A 15,028-nucleotide genomic window follows, 5' to 3' on the forward strand; every position below is an offset into this window, starting at 1 on the left:
CTACCTTGGGGTAGCGGGCCTGACGTTCATTATTGGCGGTTTAGAGCGCAATCTCCCCGGTGAGGATGAGCCAGAGTCCCGCGATAGAAGAAACAGTCACGATAGCAGCGATCAGCCATTCGAAGGCGTTGAAGATCCGCTCGTTCGCGGAGATGCGGGTGAAGATGTAGATGATCATGCCCGGCATCACCAGCAGCGTTCCCAACAGCACGAAGCGCAGGTCGGCGGCGTAGAGCAGCCACAGCGAGTAGATGAATGCCACCCCGCCGAGCAGCAGGTGAACCCGGTTGGTGGACTTCGGGATCTCCGGGCCGGAGAGGTTGAACAGGCGGCCGGCATCCGGGTGGGCGATGCCCGCGCCGCGGGTGGCCAGGAACAGCAAGTACAGCGAGCTGAAGACGTAAGGCAGCAGGTAGAGCGAGGTCGCCAGCTGCACCATCGTGGAGTACGTGGACTCGTTGAGGTAGAAGATCACGATGAACACCTGGATGATCACCGCGGAGAACAGCTGGGCGGTGACCGGGGCGCCCTTCGGGTTCGTCTTACCAACGAACTTTGGCAGCAGGCCATCCTGGGCCATCAGCATGATCGGCTCGGCGCACAGCATCTGCCAGGAGACGTAGGCTCCCAGCACGCTGATGCACAGGCCGATGGAGATCAGGCCCGCGCCCCACGGTCCGACGACGAGCTCCAGGACCTCCGCCATCGAGTTATCACCCATCGCGGCGAGCTCCTCGCGGCTGGCCACGCCGAAGGACAGGAAGCTGACGAGCACCAGCAGCAGGAAGACAACGAGGAAGCCCAGCAGGGTGGCCAGGGAGACGTCCTTGCGGTGGCGCGCCCGCTTGGAATAGGTGGACGCACCCTCCACACCGATGAACGCCCAGACGGTGAAGAGCATCATGCCCTTGACCTGGTCGGTGAGGGTGCTGACCTGGTTGCCATCCTCACCGAAAGTGGCGGCCTGGCCCCAGAAGTCGGCGGTGAGGACCTCCGGCTTGAAGCCCACGAACGCAACAAGCACGAGGAAGGCGATGATCGGCAGGATCTTCGCGACCGTGGCGACCACGTTCATGATCGCCGCCTGGCGCACGCCACGCGAGAGCACCAGGAAGATCGTCCAGGTCAGCGCGGAGACTGCGAGGGACTGAACGAAGGGGTGATCGCCACCGAAGATTGGGAAGAAGAAGCCCAGCGAACTGAAGAACAGGGTGGCATAACCCACCTGGGCGATGATCGTGCCCAGCCAATAACCCCACGCCGAGGCGAAACCAATGAAGTCACCCAGCCCGGCGCGCACGTAGCTGTACACGCCCGAGTCGAGGTGCGGCTTGCGCTGCGCGAGAGCCTGGAAGACATAGGCCACACACAGCATGCCGAGGCCGGTGATGATCCAGCCGATCATCGCCGCGCCTGGGGAGGCCACCAGCGCGATGTTCTGCGGCATGGCGAAGATGCCGGCGCCCACAGCGCTGCCAATGATCAAACTGACAAGGGTGCCAAGCCGGACGGTGCGCGGGTCGTCGGCGACCAAGACCTCCGGGGTGGACGGCTGAGCGTTAGTCTTCATCTTTCGTAGGCTACAGCGAAGAAAGCACCGACGCGAATAAAATCAAAAAGGGGGTATCCCCTGGTGAGGCGCTTATTCGCGGAGGGCTGCCACCACCGCCGGGTCGTTGTAATAAGCGCTGTGGGAACTCGTCTCTCCACTAAGGGCGAGCCGCGCGTCGTCGACCCGGTCGATTCCGTACTCCAGGAGCTGAGAAAAACCAGCACGCTCGCCGCTACCGCCCGAGTTCAGGAGGTCATCGGCCCCGAAAAGTGGGGAGGTGGGATCGGCTCCGTGGATGCCCTGGTTCTTCGGGAGGACGGCGGCGGGGTCGGACGCCAGCTTCCCGACGGTGGCGGCGGAGCTGATGTTTTCGATGAGGTCGCCGGGTTCGGTGTAGGCCTCGACCCGAGCGCCGGGGTTGAGCCGCAGCTCGCTGGCGTGGTTGACGGGGACGCCGGGGCTGCCGAGGAAGGTGACCCGGTCGGCGTCGAGGTGGCCGTCGGCCGCGCCCTGGCCGACGACAACGGAACCGTAGCTATAGCCACTGACGTGCAGCGTGGCGTCGGGGTTAATCCGGCGCAGGCTGTCCTGGAAGGCCCGCAGCCGGGCGCCACCCGTCGTGGCGAGCTCCCCACTGGCACCGCTGATCAGATTGCTGGGGGCGTGGTAGCCGTTCCAGGACACCACCGCGACCTTTTCCCCGGCGAGTTGCTGGGCGAAGCGCACCTGCTTCGCTTTGGCGGCGTCCCCGCGGGACCCCACCCCGCCGACGAGGGTGATGACCCGCTCTGCGCTGGCCACATCGCCGACCACGGTTGCGGTGCCGTAGGGCAGGTTGATGCTCTGGGCGGGCATCACGGCCGCCCCACCTGGTTCGGCCCCACCCCAGCCGACCACAGGCACCGGGCGGACATGGGAGGCGAGTGCATCGACGGCGGATCCGGTCGCAGCGTCGACCGCCCGCACCAGCGTGAGCGCGGACTGCGCGATGCCGGTGAGCGCACCGGTCAGAGGCTGAAGTGCGGGAACCTCCGTGCGCGCCACACCAGCACTGTCGATGCGGATCATGGGCTCAACCCAACGCAGCGCTTTGAGGATGCCCTGAGCGATCTGCAGTGTCCGGGCGTAGCCGCTGGTCGAGGTGCCGCACAGGCCGGCTGCCCAGCCCGTGGAGTCCGCCTGTGTGAGCGCGGTGCTCAGCCTGTGGTGTGCCGCGTCCGCCGCCGCGCCCTGCCACACATCCGGTTCGGTCATCCCCAGACCCCGGCACTCCGCGGCGAGTTCGGAGATGTGATTGCCGGCATCCGACCAGGTACGTGCCTGCTCAAGAATCTCGCCGGTAGCGGCGTGCTCCACCGCGGGAACCGTCACCCCGCTCATGGCAGCTCACCTCCACCGGTGGGAGCCAGGCACCGTGCAGCCACCGAATCGGCCGCGGTGTTGGCGTCCTTAAAAGACGAGATATCGGCGCACATCCGCTGCCACTGATCCAGCTGGGAACGCAGGGCGACGGGGACGGCGGCGTTGGCGAGTTCCACTGCCGTGCCCATGCGTGGCCCGGGACCGGGAATCAGCCCTGGGCTGAGCCTTCCGGCCTGCTCGGAAGCCTGCGCGTGGAGCTTCTCGCTGGCCATGAGGACGTGCTCCAGGGCGATGGGGTCGAGGTTGAGGACGTCGCCGTAGTTCAGCTCTGTCGTAGTGCCATCCGCTTTGTGCGACGCGCTGGACGGGCTGGCGGGGTCGGGGGAGGAGAGCCCGCGCAGGCTGCCCTCCACCTGGTCCGTGAGTTCTGCATGGTTGGTGAGCCCCAACCGGGCGCGTTCGGCCCCCGCCTGCACAACATCTTCGGCAGTCTGGTTCGCCGTGCTGGATACTGTGTCTCCGATGCGGCCGAGGATCTGCTCGATCCCCGGTGCGAGCGTGGTGGTCTCTGGCATTGTTCCCCCTTCGTGTTCGGTGGCCTGGTGGCGGGTCTGCTTTGCCGCCTGTGGCCGGTGCGTTTAGGAAAACACCGCCGGCGGGAAAGTCATAGGGGTTGCGGCCCAAGAGAGATTTCTGTGGATAGCCACGTCGGGGATATCCACAGTGGCCGCGGAAGTACCCCAGACCTATTCCCTCCGAGCGGCAGCGCGGGGGCTGGTTTCTCGTTACCCTGGTGGCATGCGAATCTCCGTGATCCAGATGAGCGCCCAGCCGGATGTTGAGGCGAACCTCGCCCTCATCCGGAAGTACATCGCTGGCTCCGCGCAGAACGGTGCTGACCTCGTGGTTTTCCCCGAGGCTGCGATGTTTCCCTTCGATTCTGGGCGCCTCGACACGGTCGCTCAACCCCTCGATGGTCCCTTCGGTCGGGCCATCAAGGCCACTGCTGAGGAGCACGGGATCGTCGCCGTCGTGGGCATGTTCACCCCGGCGGATACGGTTTTCCGGCTGCCCAATGGGGAGCTGTCCACCGAGCGCCCGGACGATAACGGTGGCATCCAGGAGTTCCGCCGCGTGACCAACACCCTGCTGGTCGCGGGCCCGGGGATCTTCGCGGGCTACGACAAGATCCACTGCTTCGACGCCTTCGGCCACCAGGAGTCCGCCACCGTGCGTCCTGGCAACCGTCGCGTGACTTTTGAGCTCAACGGCGTGAAGATCGGCCTGGCCACCTGCTACGACATCCGCTTCCCCGGCCACTTCATCGCCCTGGCGCAGTCCGGTGCGAAGGTCATCGTCGTGCCCACCAGCTGGGCCGATGGGCCAGGCAAGCTCGATCAGTGGCGTGCGCTGACCTCCGCCCGGGCCCTGGACTCCAGCTCCTACCTCGTGGCCGCTGGCATGGCCCGCCCCGGCAGCCCCGAGGATTACGGCAAGCCAGAAGGCCCCACCGGCATCGGGCACTCCGTGGTGGTGAGCCCGCAGGGGGCCAAGCTCGCGGAGACCGGCTACGCCGCCCAGGTGCTGACGGTGGATATCGACCCGAACTCCGTGGATCACGTCCGCAAGGGGCTGCCGATCCTCGGCGGCCACAACCTCGACCGCGAGATCACCGAGACGATCCACATCGAGCCAGAGGACTAGCCTAAGCCCCATCCACGCTGAGCTGCTCGGAATCCGCGCCCGCTGCCAGCAGCGCATCCACGCTCGCGGTGACCTGCGCGTGACTCCCGGCGACGAGCACCCGGGCGCCCTGCCACGCACCGTCCCGGATGGCGGCGTTCACGGCATGGCCGACCCGCAGCAGTCCATCGAGCTCCGCCGACGCCCCCGTCAGCTCCTCCACCCCGGCCGCCTCCGCCGCCACGGGCACCACCCGCAGCCAGTCCCAGGCGCGCGCAAAGCCCAGCAGACTGGGAAGCTCGTAGAATTCGGCGACGCTACCCGCTCCGACATACAGCGCGGTCTCCGGTGGCTCGGGCTGCTGCGCGAGCTCCAACAGCAGGGCCCGCAGTGGAGCCAGGCCTGTGTCCTGCGCAATCATGCACACCGGGCGCTCGTCCTCCGCATCCACACTGAGGAAGCCATAGCTCGCCCCGAGCACCCATTGATCACCGACCTGGGCCTGCGCGAGGATTGCGCGCCGGGCCTCGGTGTCCCCGCGCACGTGGAACTCGATCAGCCCGTCCGGGTTCGCGGGCGTGGCGGGGTGCAGGTATTGCCACTGGGTGTCGCCGTAGGGGGTACGGATGTCCAGGTACTGCCCGGTCCACCAGGGTTGCGGTGAGCTTTCCTGCACGCGAATGACGCCGATCGCGGGCCGTCCGGCGGCGTCGTCGCCGGGGTAGGCTTCCGCCACGTCGAGGACCTCGGCGGTGCGCGTCGCGGTCGCGGTGCTGCGCTGGGCGCCGATGGCGAGCAGGTGGCAGGTCAGGTCCGCGGCATCCTCCAGCGTGTCCTGTGCTTGCTCATCCAGGGTCAGGACGTCGGCCCCCGCGTGGCCGAGTGCCCGGGCGAGCGCACCGTAGTGCTCGGCCTCCAGCCCGTGCTTGCGCAGGTCATGGCCGAGGGCAAGAAGGAAATCGGCTTCCTGGTGGGGGTATTCGCCGGTGTAATCCCCCGGGTCCTGAGCTAGCCCGAGGCTGGTGAGTAGTGCCCGGATGCTCCGTGCCAGGAGGGACTGGTCTGGTTTCAGATCCGACCACGTGCTCGAGGAAGCGTTTGGGAAACCCCCGGTGCGCACTGGTTGGGCGGTGGGCGCGAGCGCGGGGCCCTGGGTATCGAGGATGTCCCGGACGCGTGCGCTCAGGGGCTCGAGGTGGTCGAGGATGGGGGAGAGCAGGTCAATGGAGCCGCGGTCGCTGGGCGCTGCGTGATGTGACATTGTGTGGGCTCCCTTCCTGGGCAGCTGCCGCGGAGGCAGCGGCCAGCTGTGATGCGGGCTCATTGTCCCATAATTCTTTAGCCCAAGGCCATCATCGGGGGCTGCGCGGCGTGGCCGGGGCAGGGAAGGGTAAGAGTGGGCCGGGGATCAAAAAATATTTTAGGTTGAGTGGAATAGACTCAAGGCTGGCGTGGTTGAGTCTAGTGAACTCAATTAGGATAGGTAGCGACAAACCTCACCACAGAAAGGTCACGACATCATGAGCTCCTTCACTCCAACCACCATGACCCGCGAAGCAATGCAGACCGCCCTTCAGGACGCCTCGAACCGCGGGAACCCGGACATCCGTCCCGGCCACCTGCTGGTGGCCCTGCTCGAGCAGCAGGACTCCATTACCCAGCCGATCCTCACCGCCGCCGGCGTCAACGCCGACGCCGTGCGGACCCAGGCGAAGTCCCTCGTGGAGGGCTACCCCACCGCACAGGGCTCCGGCATGGCCAACCCGCAGTTCAACCGCGACGCCCTGAACGCCATGACGGCCGCCCAGGAACTCGCCGGGGAACTCGGCGATAGTTACGTCTCCACCGAGGTGCTGCTCGCCGGCATCGCCAAGGGCAGCTCGGACGCCGCCACGATTCTGCACAACCTGGGCGGCACTTTTGACGCCCTGCGTGGTGCTTTCGAGAGCGTGCGCGGCAACCGCAAGGTCACCACCGAAGAGCCGGAGGGCCAGTTCCAGGCCCTGGAGAAGTACTCCACGGACCTCACCGCCGCTGCCCGCGCCGGGAAGATCGACCCGGTCATCGGCCGCGACCAGGAGATCCGCCGCGTCGTCCAAGTGCTATCGAGGCGCACGAAAAACAACCCCGTGCTCATCGGTGAACCGGGCGTGGGTAAGACCGCAATCGTCGAGGGCCTGGCCCGCCGCATCGTCGCGGGTGACGTCCCCGAGTCCCTGAAGGGAAAGAAGCTGGTCTCCCTGGACCTGGGCGCGATGCTCGCGGGCGCGAAGTACCGCGGCGAATTCGAGGAGCGCCTCAAGGCAGTCCTCGACGAGATCAAGGAAGCCGACGGCGAGATCGTCACCTTCATCGACGAGCTGCACACCATCGTCGGTGCTGGCGCCGGTGGCGACTCCGCGATGGATGCCGGCAACATGATCAAGCCGCTGCTCGCCCGCGGTGAGCTGCGCCTGGTCGGTGCGACCACCCTGGACGAGTACCGCCAGCACATCGAGAAGGACCCGGCCCTGGAGCGCCGCTTCCAGCAGGTCTACGTCGGCGAGCCGACCCCGGAGGACACCATCGGTATCCTCCGCGGGCTCAAGGAGCGCTACGAGGTGCACCACGGCGTGCGTATCCAGGACTCCGCCCTGGTCGCCGCCGCCAGCCTCTCGGATCGCTACATCACCAGCCGCTTCCTGCCGGATAAGGCCATCGACCTGGTCGACGAGGCTGCCTCGCGCTTGCGCATGGAGATCGACTCTCGACCGGAGGAGATCGACAACGCCGAGCGCATCGTGCGTCGCCTCGAGATCGAGGAGATGGCCCTGGCCAAGGAGACTGACGCCGCCTCCAAGGACCGCCTTGAACGCCTGCGCTCGGAGCTGGCCGATGAGAAGGAAAAGCTCGCCGGCCTGACCGCCCGCTGGGAAAACGAGAAGTCCAGCATCGACTCGCTGCGCGGAATCAAGGAGGAGCTCGACGCCCTGCGCCGGGACTCCGAGATCGCGGAGCGCGACGGGGACTACGCCAAGGTCGCTGAGCTGCGCTACGGCCGCATTCCGGACGTCGAACGGCGCCTGGATGAGGCCGAGCAGGCCCAGGCCAAGGCGCAGGCCGACAACCAGGAGATGATGCTCACCGAGGAGGTCACCCCGGACACCATCGCCGAGGTCGTCTCCGCGTGGACCGGCATCCCGGCCGGCAAGATGCTGCAGGGAGAAACCGAGAAGCTGCTGGAGATGGAGAGCGTCCTGGCAGGCCGCGTCGTCGGCCAGAAGGATGCAGTCAACGCGGTCTCCGACGCCGTGCGCCGCGCGCGTGCCGGCGTGGCCGACCCGAACCGTCCGACCGGCTCCTTCCTCTTCCTCGGCCCCACGGGCGTGGGTAAGACGGAGCTGGCCAAGGCGCTGGCGGAGTTCCTCTTCGACGACGAGCACGCGATGGTCCGAATCGACATGTCCGAGTTCGGCGAGAAGCACTCCGTCGCCCGCCTCGTCGGTGCCCCTCCGGGATACGTCGGCTACGACCAGGGCGGTCAGCTGACCGAGGCGGTGCGCCGTCGCCCGTACACGGTCGTGCTCTTCGACGAGGTGGAGAAGGCCCACCCGGACGTCTTCGACATCCTGCTGCAGGTCCTCGACGAAGGCCGCCTGACCGATGGACAGGGACGGACGGTGGACTTCCGCAACACGATGCTGATCCTGACGTCCAACCTGGGCGCCGGCGGCAACCACGAGCAGATCATGGACGCCGTGAAGGCCCACTTCAAGCCGGAGTTCATTAACCGCCTAGACGATGTGCTGATCTTCGACCCGCTGTCCGAGGAGCAGCTGGAGCACATCGTGGACATCCAGATCGGCGGGCTGGCGGATCGCCTGGCCTCCCGTCGCCTCACCCTGGATGTCTCCCCGGAGGCGAAGGCCTGGCTCGCCAAGCGTGGCTACGACCCGGCCTACGGTGCCCGCCCGCTGCGCAGGCTGATCCAGAAGGCCATCGGCGATGCCCTGGCCAAGGAGCTGCTCTCCGGAGCGATCCGGGACGGCGATACCGTCCGCGTGGACGTGGACCCGCACGAGGTTGAGGGCGTGGACAGCCTCTGGATCCACCGCGGCGAGTAATCGCTCTCGCCTGGGGTGGGCGGGGGATCCTCGCCCCGGCAAAGCCCAAGGCCCGGCGGCCACTCAGGAGGTGCTGAGTACCGCCGGGCCTTTTCCTCTGCTCGCTGCGTTTATGCAGGGCGCAGCGGCTTAGTAGTTCGGGTTATAGACCGCCTTCGGCAGGCGCTGGGAATCCAGCTCGCCGCCGTCAGCCCCGATCACGCGCAGGGTCTTGCCGTCGATCACGATGGTGTTCGGTGCGGCGGGGACGCGGAACTTGCCGCGGGCCACGTCCGCGGAAGCCATGTCGACGTCCTCCTCGTACCCCATCCCGTCGCTGTAGCCACGGTAGTAGTAGCGGCCGTTATCCGGGTTCTCGCAGATCGAGACGTAGGTGGAGCCGTTGGTCGCCGCGTATACCCACTCGTCGGTGGAGTTGCAGCGGGCGTTACTGCTGACCTCCCAGCCGTCGGAGCGGAGCCCGTAGGGGTAGTCGGACGGAGACGAGACCGCCTTCGGGCCGTTGGAATCTTCCGGCTCGGAGGTCTCGGTGTCCTCGTCTTCGTCCTCGTCGTCCTCCTTGGTGGTCGTCTTCTCGGAGGAGGGTTCGTCCTCGTACTCCGTCTCGTAGACGGTGACAGGCTCATCGTTGGAGCCACCCTCCTTGGAGCCCGCGAGGAACCACCACAAGCCGCCACCGATCAGCGCGAGGATCAGGAGGAGGATGAGCGCGATCAGCCAGCCCTTGCCCGATTTCTTTTCCGGGGCTTGCTGATAAGGGGCCTGCTGTTGTGGCCCCTGGGCGTAACTCTGCTGGTAGCCACCCTGCTGATAAGGGCCTTGCTGGTAAGGGGCTTGCTGATAGCCCTGACCATTCGGCGGCCCCTGCTGGAAACCTTGCTGATAGGGGCCCTGCTGGAAGTTCTGACCGTAGTTCGCCGTGCCAGCCGCCGCCCCTGCCGAGGCCGCGCCCCGCTGGTAGTTCGGTGGCTGCGGAGAGTTCGCCAGCGCCGCCCAGTCCCCCTCCGGGTTCGACGAGCGCAGGTCCGGGTCGGTGGTCTCCTTGCCCGAGTCCCGCGGCGCGTTGGGGGACGTCGGCGCGGGCTGGTCGGCGCTCGGCTGGTTGGTGCTCGGTTGGTTGGTGCCTGGCTGGCTCCGCGCCCACGGATTATCCGAGGGCTGATTCCATGGGTTCTCCGGCTGACCGTCGCCGGAGCCAGACGGCTTCTTCTCCCACGGGTTTTCAGACATCCACTGCTCCAGTCTTTGAAGGGTAGAAAGCTAACCTAAAAAGCATATAAGAAAGCGCGCCTGAGCGGGGGATAGGCCCGCCCGAAGGACGCTCCCACGGGGGCTCGTGGGGAAGAGGCTGAGTAATGAAAACCTCGGGCGTGCACAATCTCTAGGATGGTGACCATGAGCCAAGCAACTTCCCGGCGCGTGCACGATACCTTCTCCAAAATTCCGGGCCCATTCATCAGCGGTGAGCATCTTTATGAGGCCTATCGCCTCGGCGAGCGCATGACCATCATCGACTCCCACTGGGCTAAAACCGAGAACAGCGCGTGGGAAGCCTACGTGGGTCAGCACCTGCCGGGGGCGATGTTCTGCAACCCTCTCCAGCACCTGGCCGGCACCCCGTCGCGTGCCCGGGGCCGCAATCCCATGCCGGGTCTGGCTGCCCTCCAGCGCAACTTTTATAACTGGGGCATCACGGAAGGTCGCCCCGTCGTTATCTATGACGCCGGTCGCAATATTTACGCTGCTCGCGCCTGGTGGATCCTGCGCTGGGCTGGCGTCGAGAATGTGAAGATCCTGAACGGCGGAACCTCCCAATGGGAGAAGGCGGGCGGCGACGTCGCCGGCGGAATCGGTGCCCTCCGGGGACGCGGGGACTTCAAGGTCCGGCCGCGGTCCATGCCGGAGCTATACATCGACGAGATCGACGTCTGGTGCCGCGACCGGATGCTGGTTGACTGCCGCGACCCGGAGCGCTTCCGCGGTGTTCGGGAGCCCTTCGACCACCAGGCAGGTCACATCCCGAGCGCGGTGAACATCCCCGTGGCCTCCCTGCTGGATGAGGAGGGCAAGGTACTGGGTGGCGCACAACTGCGTGAGATCTTCACCAGCCACGGCATCGATGAGAACACCGAGCTGACCGTGCACTCCGGGTCCGGGCTGGACTCCGCCCTCTTCCTGGCAGCGATGGAGGAGGCAGGCCTCCCCGTCGGGCGGCACTTCGTAGGGGGTTGGTCACAATGGTCCGCTTCCTCCTCCCGCAAGATCGCGCGTGGTTAAGCTGGGGAAGCATGACAGATGGGCACGACTTTGAGGACCTCGGCGGCGCGGGGGATGTAGGCGCCGCAGGCTTCGGCGCGGCCGACGTGGACGCCGTCGCTGCAGACCGCGGGGAAGCCCTGAAGGCGGAGCGCACCCCGGTGGGGGCACCTCTCGCTGGAACGACCGCGCCGCTGAGCGCAGTGCCGCACCCTGTGTTCGCCTCCGGCTCCGCAGGCGCGGGAGTGGCTGTGATCCCAGACCCCGATAAGGAGATCGTGGAGGTGCAGTCCCCGGTCGCGGGAACCATCGTGCGGATGCAGCCCCACATGTTCGTCGTGGAGCTGGAGGACGAGAGTGCCCGCGTGCTGGTGCAGATGGGCATCGACACTGATCAGCTCAACGGGCAGGGCTTCGCGACCCGCTGGGTTGAGGGCTCGACCGTGCAGGCGGGAGCCCCGGTGGTCACCTACGCGCCCAAAGAGGTTGGCCGCCTCGGCTACGACCCGATCGTGCTGGTGTTGGCGCTATCCCACGGGTCGGGGGAGATCGAGTTTCCCGTCGCGCTGAGCGGCCCGTGCGCGGCGCAAGACGAGCTGTTTAGGGTTTAGCCACATGGCACGGCGTCTATTGAACCTCGTCACGATGCTGTGGATGCTCACCGCGTTGACGGGCTTTCCGCAGTTGCTGGACACCGACGTGCTGCGCCGGGTGGCGACCTATTACTTCCTGGGGCTGTTCGCGCTGCAGATCATCCCGTTGGTGATGACCTACAACGGCAGCTTCGGCCACCGGCTCCACCCGATCAACGTGGCCTATATGTCGCTGGCCTCGCTCGGGCTGGTCGGCAGCGTGATGCTGGCGATCGTGTTCGGGGTACACGGCGGCCCGGCGGTCACCATTTTCGCGGGCGCGCTGCTGTTCATGGGGGTTGTGGGAGCGACGGTACTCGCACTCTTTGCCCAGCCGTGGCGCGACTGGGCCTTTAAGCAGCGTGAGAGCGAATATCTGGAGCGGATGAATCACCGCTTAGACGTGCGCGCGGAGGCGCGCTCCGAGCTGCACTCTGCCTTTGGGGAGAGGGCCTTTGGGGAGCGGGCTTTTGGGGAGAAGGCCGCTGGGGGCGAAGGCGGCAGGACACCCGGCGAGGAGGACTAACCTGCCGGCCCGAGATTAGTCTGCAGCTTTTAGAGGCCGTGTTTGGCGCGCATGATGCGCAACATCGTCTCCCGTGGCACGATCCGCTGCAGGATATAGGGCACCGGCGCCAGGGAGCCCCGGGCGTACACCGCACGCGGGCGCGCCTCTGCCACCACGGCGCCCACCAGCTCCGCGACGTCCTCAGCGCTGATGCCCTTGGCTTCGTTGTCGTTGAGGGTGTCGAGCATCCGGTGGAAGTCCCGCGAGTACGGGCCGGCGTCGTCGACGTAGATGGTGCGCCGCGAACTGAGCCCCGTGGCGATCGCGCCGGGCTCCACGGTGGAAATGCCGACCCCGAACGGCGAAAGCTCGCTGCGGGCAGAGTCGGCGAAGCTGCGGATCGCTGCCTTCGAGGCCACGTAGCTACCCCGGTAGCTCAGCGGGAAACTGCCCAGCATGGAGCCGATCATGACGATGCGGCCGAAACCCTGCTCGCGCATCGCCGGCAGGAACTTCTGGGTGAGCTCCACGTGCCCGATGACATTGACCTGGAACAGCCGCTCCAGCGCCTCCCGGGGTAGCTCCTCCAGTGGGCCGTTCTGGCTCTCGCCTGCATTGTTAACGAGCACACCCGGCGCGCCAAGTGCCAGGACGTCCTCGGCGAAGGTCTCAATAGAGGCCGGATCTGCGAGGTCTAAGGCTAGGTACTCCACATTCGGTACCGGATCGGTGAGCGTGGCCGGGTTACGTGTGGTTCCGACCACCCGGAATCCGGAAGCCACGAAGCGGGCTGCGACCGCCTTGCCGATCCCGCTGCTCGCCCCGGTCACGACGGCGAGGCGGCCGTCCGGGACCTGGGGCAGGGCAGGGGGAAGGAACCAGGAGCTGAGAGAACTCGGAATAGTATTTTTAGGCACAAAATTACCATAGTCTGAAAATGCTCCTTCCGGTTGAGATTGCGTTGCTTCTGGCCTGCCGCTAGTGGTGGTCTGCCCTAATGATGGGCGGTGTCCTGCTGGGGGTGTGTTGCCACCAGGCGCCGGGAACCGCTGGGGGGTCCGGTGAGGATTCCCACGATTGGGGTTGTGCGCTCCCCATTGCCAGATTCCCTAGGGTGGGGCCATGAAGTTTTACATGCCACGTCCCTGGGACGAGACGATTGCAGATATTGAACGCGTTGGCCACGAACATGTGGGGCTTGAGGAAGCTGAGGTCTATATCAATACAGATCCGCGCCCTGACCGTATCCCGGAGATGCCCGCGAATATCCAGTGGGTGCAGCATTGCTACACCGGCGTCGATCAACTCATTGAGGCTGGCGTCATCACCGCGGACGGACTGCCGTGGTGCAATGCGGCCGGGGCATTTGCCGAACCCGTCGCTGAGGCCGCGCTCGCGCTCATGCTTTCTGCCGCGCATCACCACAAAGCCTTTGCCCAGGCTGCGACGTGGGACGTCGCGCGGGAGCTCGACAAAACCCAGGCGTGGCTCTACGCGCAGGGCCGGCCGCGGGAGGTGGCGATCGTGGGTGCTGGAGGCATCGGCAAGCGGTTGGCGCAATTGCTGCGACCGTTTGATGTCAACCTCACGGAGGTCACGCGAACCGGTCCCGTGACGCTGAAGGATGTGGAGTGGGACCGGTTCGACTTCGTCGTATCGACTCTGCCGCTCACCTCGGAGACAGCTGGTTTCTTCAACGTGGAACTCTTCGCGGCGATGAAGGACTCAGCGGTATTTGTCAACGTGGGGCGCGGGGGGACTGTGGTCACCGACGACCTCGTGGCGGCGCTGCGCGACGGCCAGCTCGCTGCGGCGGGCCTTGAGGTCGTGGATCCGGAGCCGCTGCCCGACGGGCACCCGCTCTACGCGCTGCCCAACTGCGTGATGACCCCGCACATGGCGGCGTCCAAGCACGTGGCGACGTTCCACATGGGAAAGATTTTTAACGAGAACGCGGCGGCGTGGGAGGCGGGCGAGCCCATGCCCACCCGCGTCAATGCCACCGCGGGATACTAAGGGGGCATAGTCAATGAAATACGCAATTGTGCCAGAGCCGTGGGAGGAGACCACGGCGGCGCTCGAAGCTGCGGGACACGAGCGTGTCGCGCTGGAGGACGCGGAGTTCCTCGTCTTTAACGGGCAGCCAGCTGATTTCCCGGAGCTGCCCGAGTCCATTGGATTCGTGCAGGTGCCTTTCGCGGGCGTGGACCACATCCTCGACCTCATCCGCTCGACGAATGTGCGCTGGTCCAATGCCGCGGGACTTTACGACTCGACGGTAGCTGAGTCCACGATTGCGTTGCTCTTGGCCCAACTGCACGCGCACAAGCGTGTGGACACCTGGGACAACCGCGACGAGGTGGAGGCGTACACCTCTTTCCTGTTTGAAAATACGACGGTGGCGATCATCGGTGCGGGCGGGATTGGCAAGCGGCTCATTGAGATGCTCTCCGGGTTTGGCGTGAAAATCATCGCGGTCAATCGCTCAGGCCGTCCGGTGGACGGCGCGGAAGCCGTTCCCTTTAGCGACATTGAGTCGGTGTGGCCGCGCGCGGATTACTTCGTCTTCGTTGCGCCGCTGACGGATGAGACGAAGCACCTGGGCAACGCTGCGGCGTTTGCGGCGATGCCTTCACATGCGGTTGTGGTCAATGTGGGGCGTGGTCCGCTCATTGATACCCAAGCGCTGATAGCGGCCCTGGACTCGCGGGAGATCGCGGGCGCGGCCTTGGACGTCACGGACCCGGAACCGCTACCGGCCGATAGCCCACTGTGGACGATGCCCAATGTGGTCATCACGCCGCACCTGGCCAATCCGCCGTACTCGGTGCGCCGCCGAATTGGTGAGCACACCGTCCGCGTGGCCGAGGCCTATGCGGCGGGGGAGCCGCTGCCCACGGAGGTTGATCCGGAGGCGGGCTATTAGCGCAGT

Annotated in this window: 13 protein-coding genes; 7 read left to right on the forward strand and 6 right to left on the reverse strand. The window is 66.1% G+C overall.

Going from position 1 to position 15,028, the window contains the following annotated elements:
• Positions 1 to 40 precede the first annotated feature (40 nt).
• From QP140_RS03490 to QP140_RS03500, 3 genes are all read right to left on the reverse strand, one after another.
• Positions 41 to 1,570, reverse strand: a complete 1,530-nt coding sequence (locus tag QP140_RS03490; RefSeq protein WP_284758188.1) for a basic amino acid/polyamine antiporter — start codon at positions 1,568 to 1,570, stop codon at positions 41 to 43.
• Positions 1,571 to 1,642: 72 nt separating this feature from the next.
• Positions 1,643 to 2,932, reverse strand: coding sequence for an alpha/beta hydrolase (locus QP140_RS03495; RefSeq protein WP_284758189.1), 1,290 nt, complete (start codon positions 2,930 to 2,932; stop codon positions 1,643 to 1,645).
• Complete coding sequence (locus QP140_RS03500; RefSeq protein WP_284758190.1) at positions 2,929 to 3,489, reverse strand: hypothetical protein; 561 nt, start codon at positions 3,487 to 3,489, stop codon at positions 2,929 to 2,931. The genes QP140_RS03495 and QP140_RS03500 overlap by 4 nt, the downstream gene beginning before the upstream one ends.
• A gap of 223 nt (positions 3,490 to 3,712) precedes the next feature.
• On the opposite strand from QP140_RS03500, the gene QP140_RS03505 reads away from it, so the two are divergent.
• Positions 3,713 to 4,618 (forward strand): carbon-nitrogen hydrolase family protein, encoded by a 906-nt coding sequence (locus tag QP140_RS03505; RefSeq protein WP_284758192.1) that lies wholly within the window; start codon positions 3,713 to 3,715, stop codon positions 4,616 to 4,618.
• Between the two features lies 1 nt (position 4,619).
• Here the strand turns inward: QP140_RS03505 and QP140_RS03510 are convergent, their stop codons facing one another.
• On the reverse strand, positions 4,620 to 5,858 hold the full coding sequence (locus QP140_RS03510; RefSeq protein WP_284758193.1) for a flavohemoprotein: 1,239 nt from the start codon (positions 5,856 to 5,858) through the stop codon (positions 4,620 to 4,622).
• Between the two features lie 259 nt (positions 5,859 to 6,117).
• Here QP140_RS03510 and clpB point away from each other — a divergent pair, with 259 nt between their 5' ends.
• A complete protein-coding gene (gene clpB, locus QP140_RS03515) occupies positions 6,118 to 8,700 on the forward strand; it encodes an ATP-dependent chaperone ClpB (RefSeq protein ID WP_284758195.1) in 2,583 nt (860 codons plus the stop codon).
• A gap of 129 nt (positions 8,701 to 8,829) precedes the next feature.
• Here the strand turns inward: clpB and QP140_RS03520 are convergent, their stop codons facing one another.
• Positions 8,830 to 9,930, reverse strand: a complete 1,101-nt coding sequence (locus QP140_RS03520) for a hypothetical protein (RefSeq protein WP_284758197.1) — start codon at positions 9,928 to 9,930, stop codon at positions 8,830 to 8,832.
• 165 nt (positions 9,931 to 10,095) lie between these two features.
• Here QP140_RS03520 and QP140_RS03525 point away from each other — a divergent pair, with 165 nt between their 5' ends.
• The 3 genes from QP140_RS03525 to QP140_RS03535 are packed head-to-tail and all read left to right on the forward strand — an operon-like array spanning position 10,096 to position 12,114.
• Positions 10,096 to 10,977, forward strand: a complete 882-nt coding sequence (locus QP140_RS03525) for a sulfurtransferase (protein ID WP_070759526.1) — start codon at positions 10,096 to 10,098, stop codon at positions 10,975 to 10,977.
• Positions 10,978 to 10,988: 11 nt separating this feature from the next.
• Positions 10,989 to 11,567: a PTS sugar transporter subunit IIA gene (locus tag QP140_RS03530; RefSeq protein WP_246818134.1), complete on the forward strand. Its 579-nt coding sequence runs from the start codon at positions 10,989 to 10,991 to the stop codon at positions 11,565 to 11,567.
• 4 nt (positions 11,568 to 11,571) lie between these two features.
• The gene (locus QP140_RS03535; protein WP_284758201.1) at positions 11,572 to 12,114 is read left to right on the forward strand and encodes a hypothetical protein; all 543 of its coding nucleotides are present in this window, start codon (positions 11,572 to 11,574) and stop codon (positions 12,112 to 12,114) included.
• A gap of 29 nt (positions 12,115 to 12,143) precedes the next feature.
• On the opposite strand, the gene QP140_RS03540 is transcribed toward QP140_RS03535, so the two are convergent.
• Positions 12,144 to 13,013 carry an SDR family oxidoreductase gene (locus QP140_RS03540; RefSeq protein WP_284758203.1) on the reverse strand — a complete coding sequence of 290 codons (870 nt, stop codon included), beginning with the start codon at positions 13,011 to 13,013 and terminating at the stop codon, positions 12,144 to 12,146.
• A 205-nt stretch (positions 13,014 to 13,218) separates the two neighbouring features.
• On the opposite strand from QP140_RS03540, the gene QP140_RS03545 reads away from it, so the two are divergent.
• Both QP140_RS03545 and QP140_RS03550 read left to right on the forward strand, forming a co-directional pair.
• Positions 13,219 to 14,112: a D-isomer specific 2-hydroxyacid dehydrogenase family protein gene (locus QP140_RS03545; protein ID WP_012361033.1), complete on the forward strand. Its 894-nt coding sequence runs from the start codon at positions 13,219 to 13,221 to the stop codon at positions 14,110 to 14,112.
• A 13-nt stretch (positions 14,113 to 14,125) separates the two neighbouring features.
• A complete protein-coding gene (locus QP140_RS03550) occupies positions 14,126 to 15,022 on the forward strand; it encodes a D-isomer specific 2-hydroxyacid dehydrogenase family protein (RefSeq protein WP_012361032.1) in 897 nt (298 codons plus the stop codon).
• Positions 15,023 to 15,028 lie beyond the last annotated feature (6 nt).

Origin of the sequence: Corynebacterium sp. UMB9976 (assembly GCF_030212265.1) — a bacterium.
In the GTDB taxonomy this organism is placed as follows: Bacteria; Actinomycetota; Actinomycetes; order Mycobacteriales; family Mycobacteriaceae; genus Corynebacterium.

Excerpts from the sequence above, each read along its gene's own strand:
- QP140_RS03490 (WP_284758188.1), bottom strand. The coding sequence starts at position 1,570 with ATGAAGACTAACGCTCAGCCGTCCACCCCGGAGGTCTTGGTCGCCGAC.
- QP140_RS03495 (WP_284758189.1), bottom strand. The coding sequence starts at position 2,932 with ATGAGCGGGGTGACGGTTCCCGCGGTGGAGCACGCCGCTACCGGCGAG.
- QP140_RS03500 (WP_284758190.1), bottom strand. The coding sequence starts at position 3,489 with ATGCCAGAGACCACCACGCTCGCACCGGGGATCGAGCAGATCCTCGGC.
- QP140_RS03505 (WP_284758192.1), top strand. The coding sequence starts at position 3,713 with ATGCGAATCTCCGTGATCCAGATGAGCGCCCAGCCGGATGTTGAGGCG.
- QP140_RS03510 (WP_284758193.1), bottom strand. The coding sequence starts at position 5,858 with ATGTCACATCACGCAGCGCCCAGCGACCGCGGCTCCATTGACCTGCTC.
- clpB (WP_284758195.1), top strand. The coding sequence starts at position 6,118 with ATGAGCTCCTTCACTCCAACCACCATGACCCGCGAAGCAATGCAGACC.
- QP140_RS03520 (WP_284758197.1), bottom strand. The coding sequence starts at position 9,930 with ATGTCTGAAAACCCGTGGGAGAAGAAGCCGTCTGGCTCCGGCGACGGT.
- QP140_RS03525 (WP_070759526.1), top strand. The coding sequence starts at position 10,096 with ATGAGCCAAGCAACTTCCCGGCGCGTGCACGATACCTTCTCCAAAATT.
- QP140_RS03530 (WP_246818134.1), top strand. The coding sequence starts at position 10,989 with ATGACAGATGGGCACGACTTTGAGGACCTCGGCGGCGCGGGGGATGTA.
- QP140_RS03535 (WP_284758201.1), top strand. The coding sequence starts at position 11,572 with ATGGCACGGCGTCTATTGAACCTCGTCACGATGCTGTGGATGCTCACC.
- QP140_RS03545 (WP_012361033.1), top strand. The coding sequence starts at position 13,219 with ATGAAGTTTTACATGCCACGTCCCTGGGACGAGACGATTGCAGATATT.
- QP140_RS03550 (WP_012361032.1), top strand. The coding sequence starts at position 14,126 with ATGAAATACGCAATTGTGCCAGAGCCGTGGGAGGAGACCACGGCGGCG.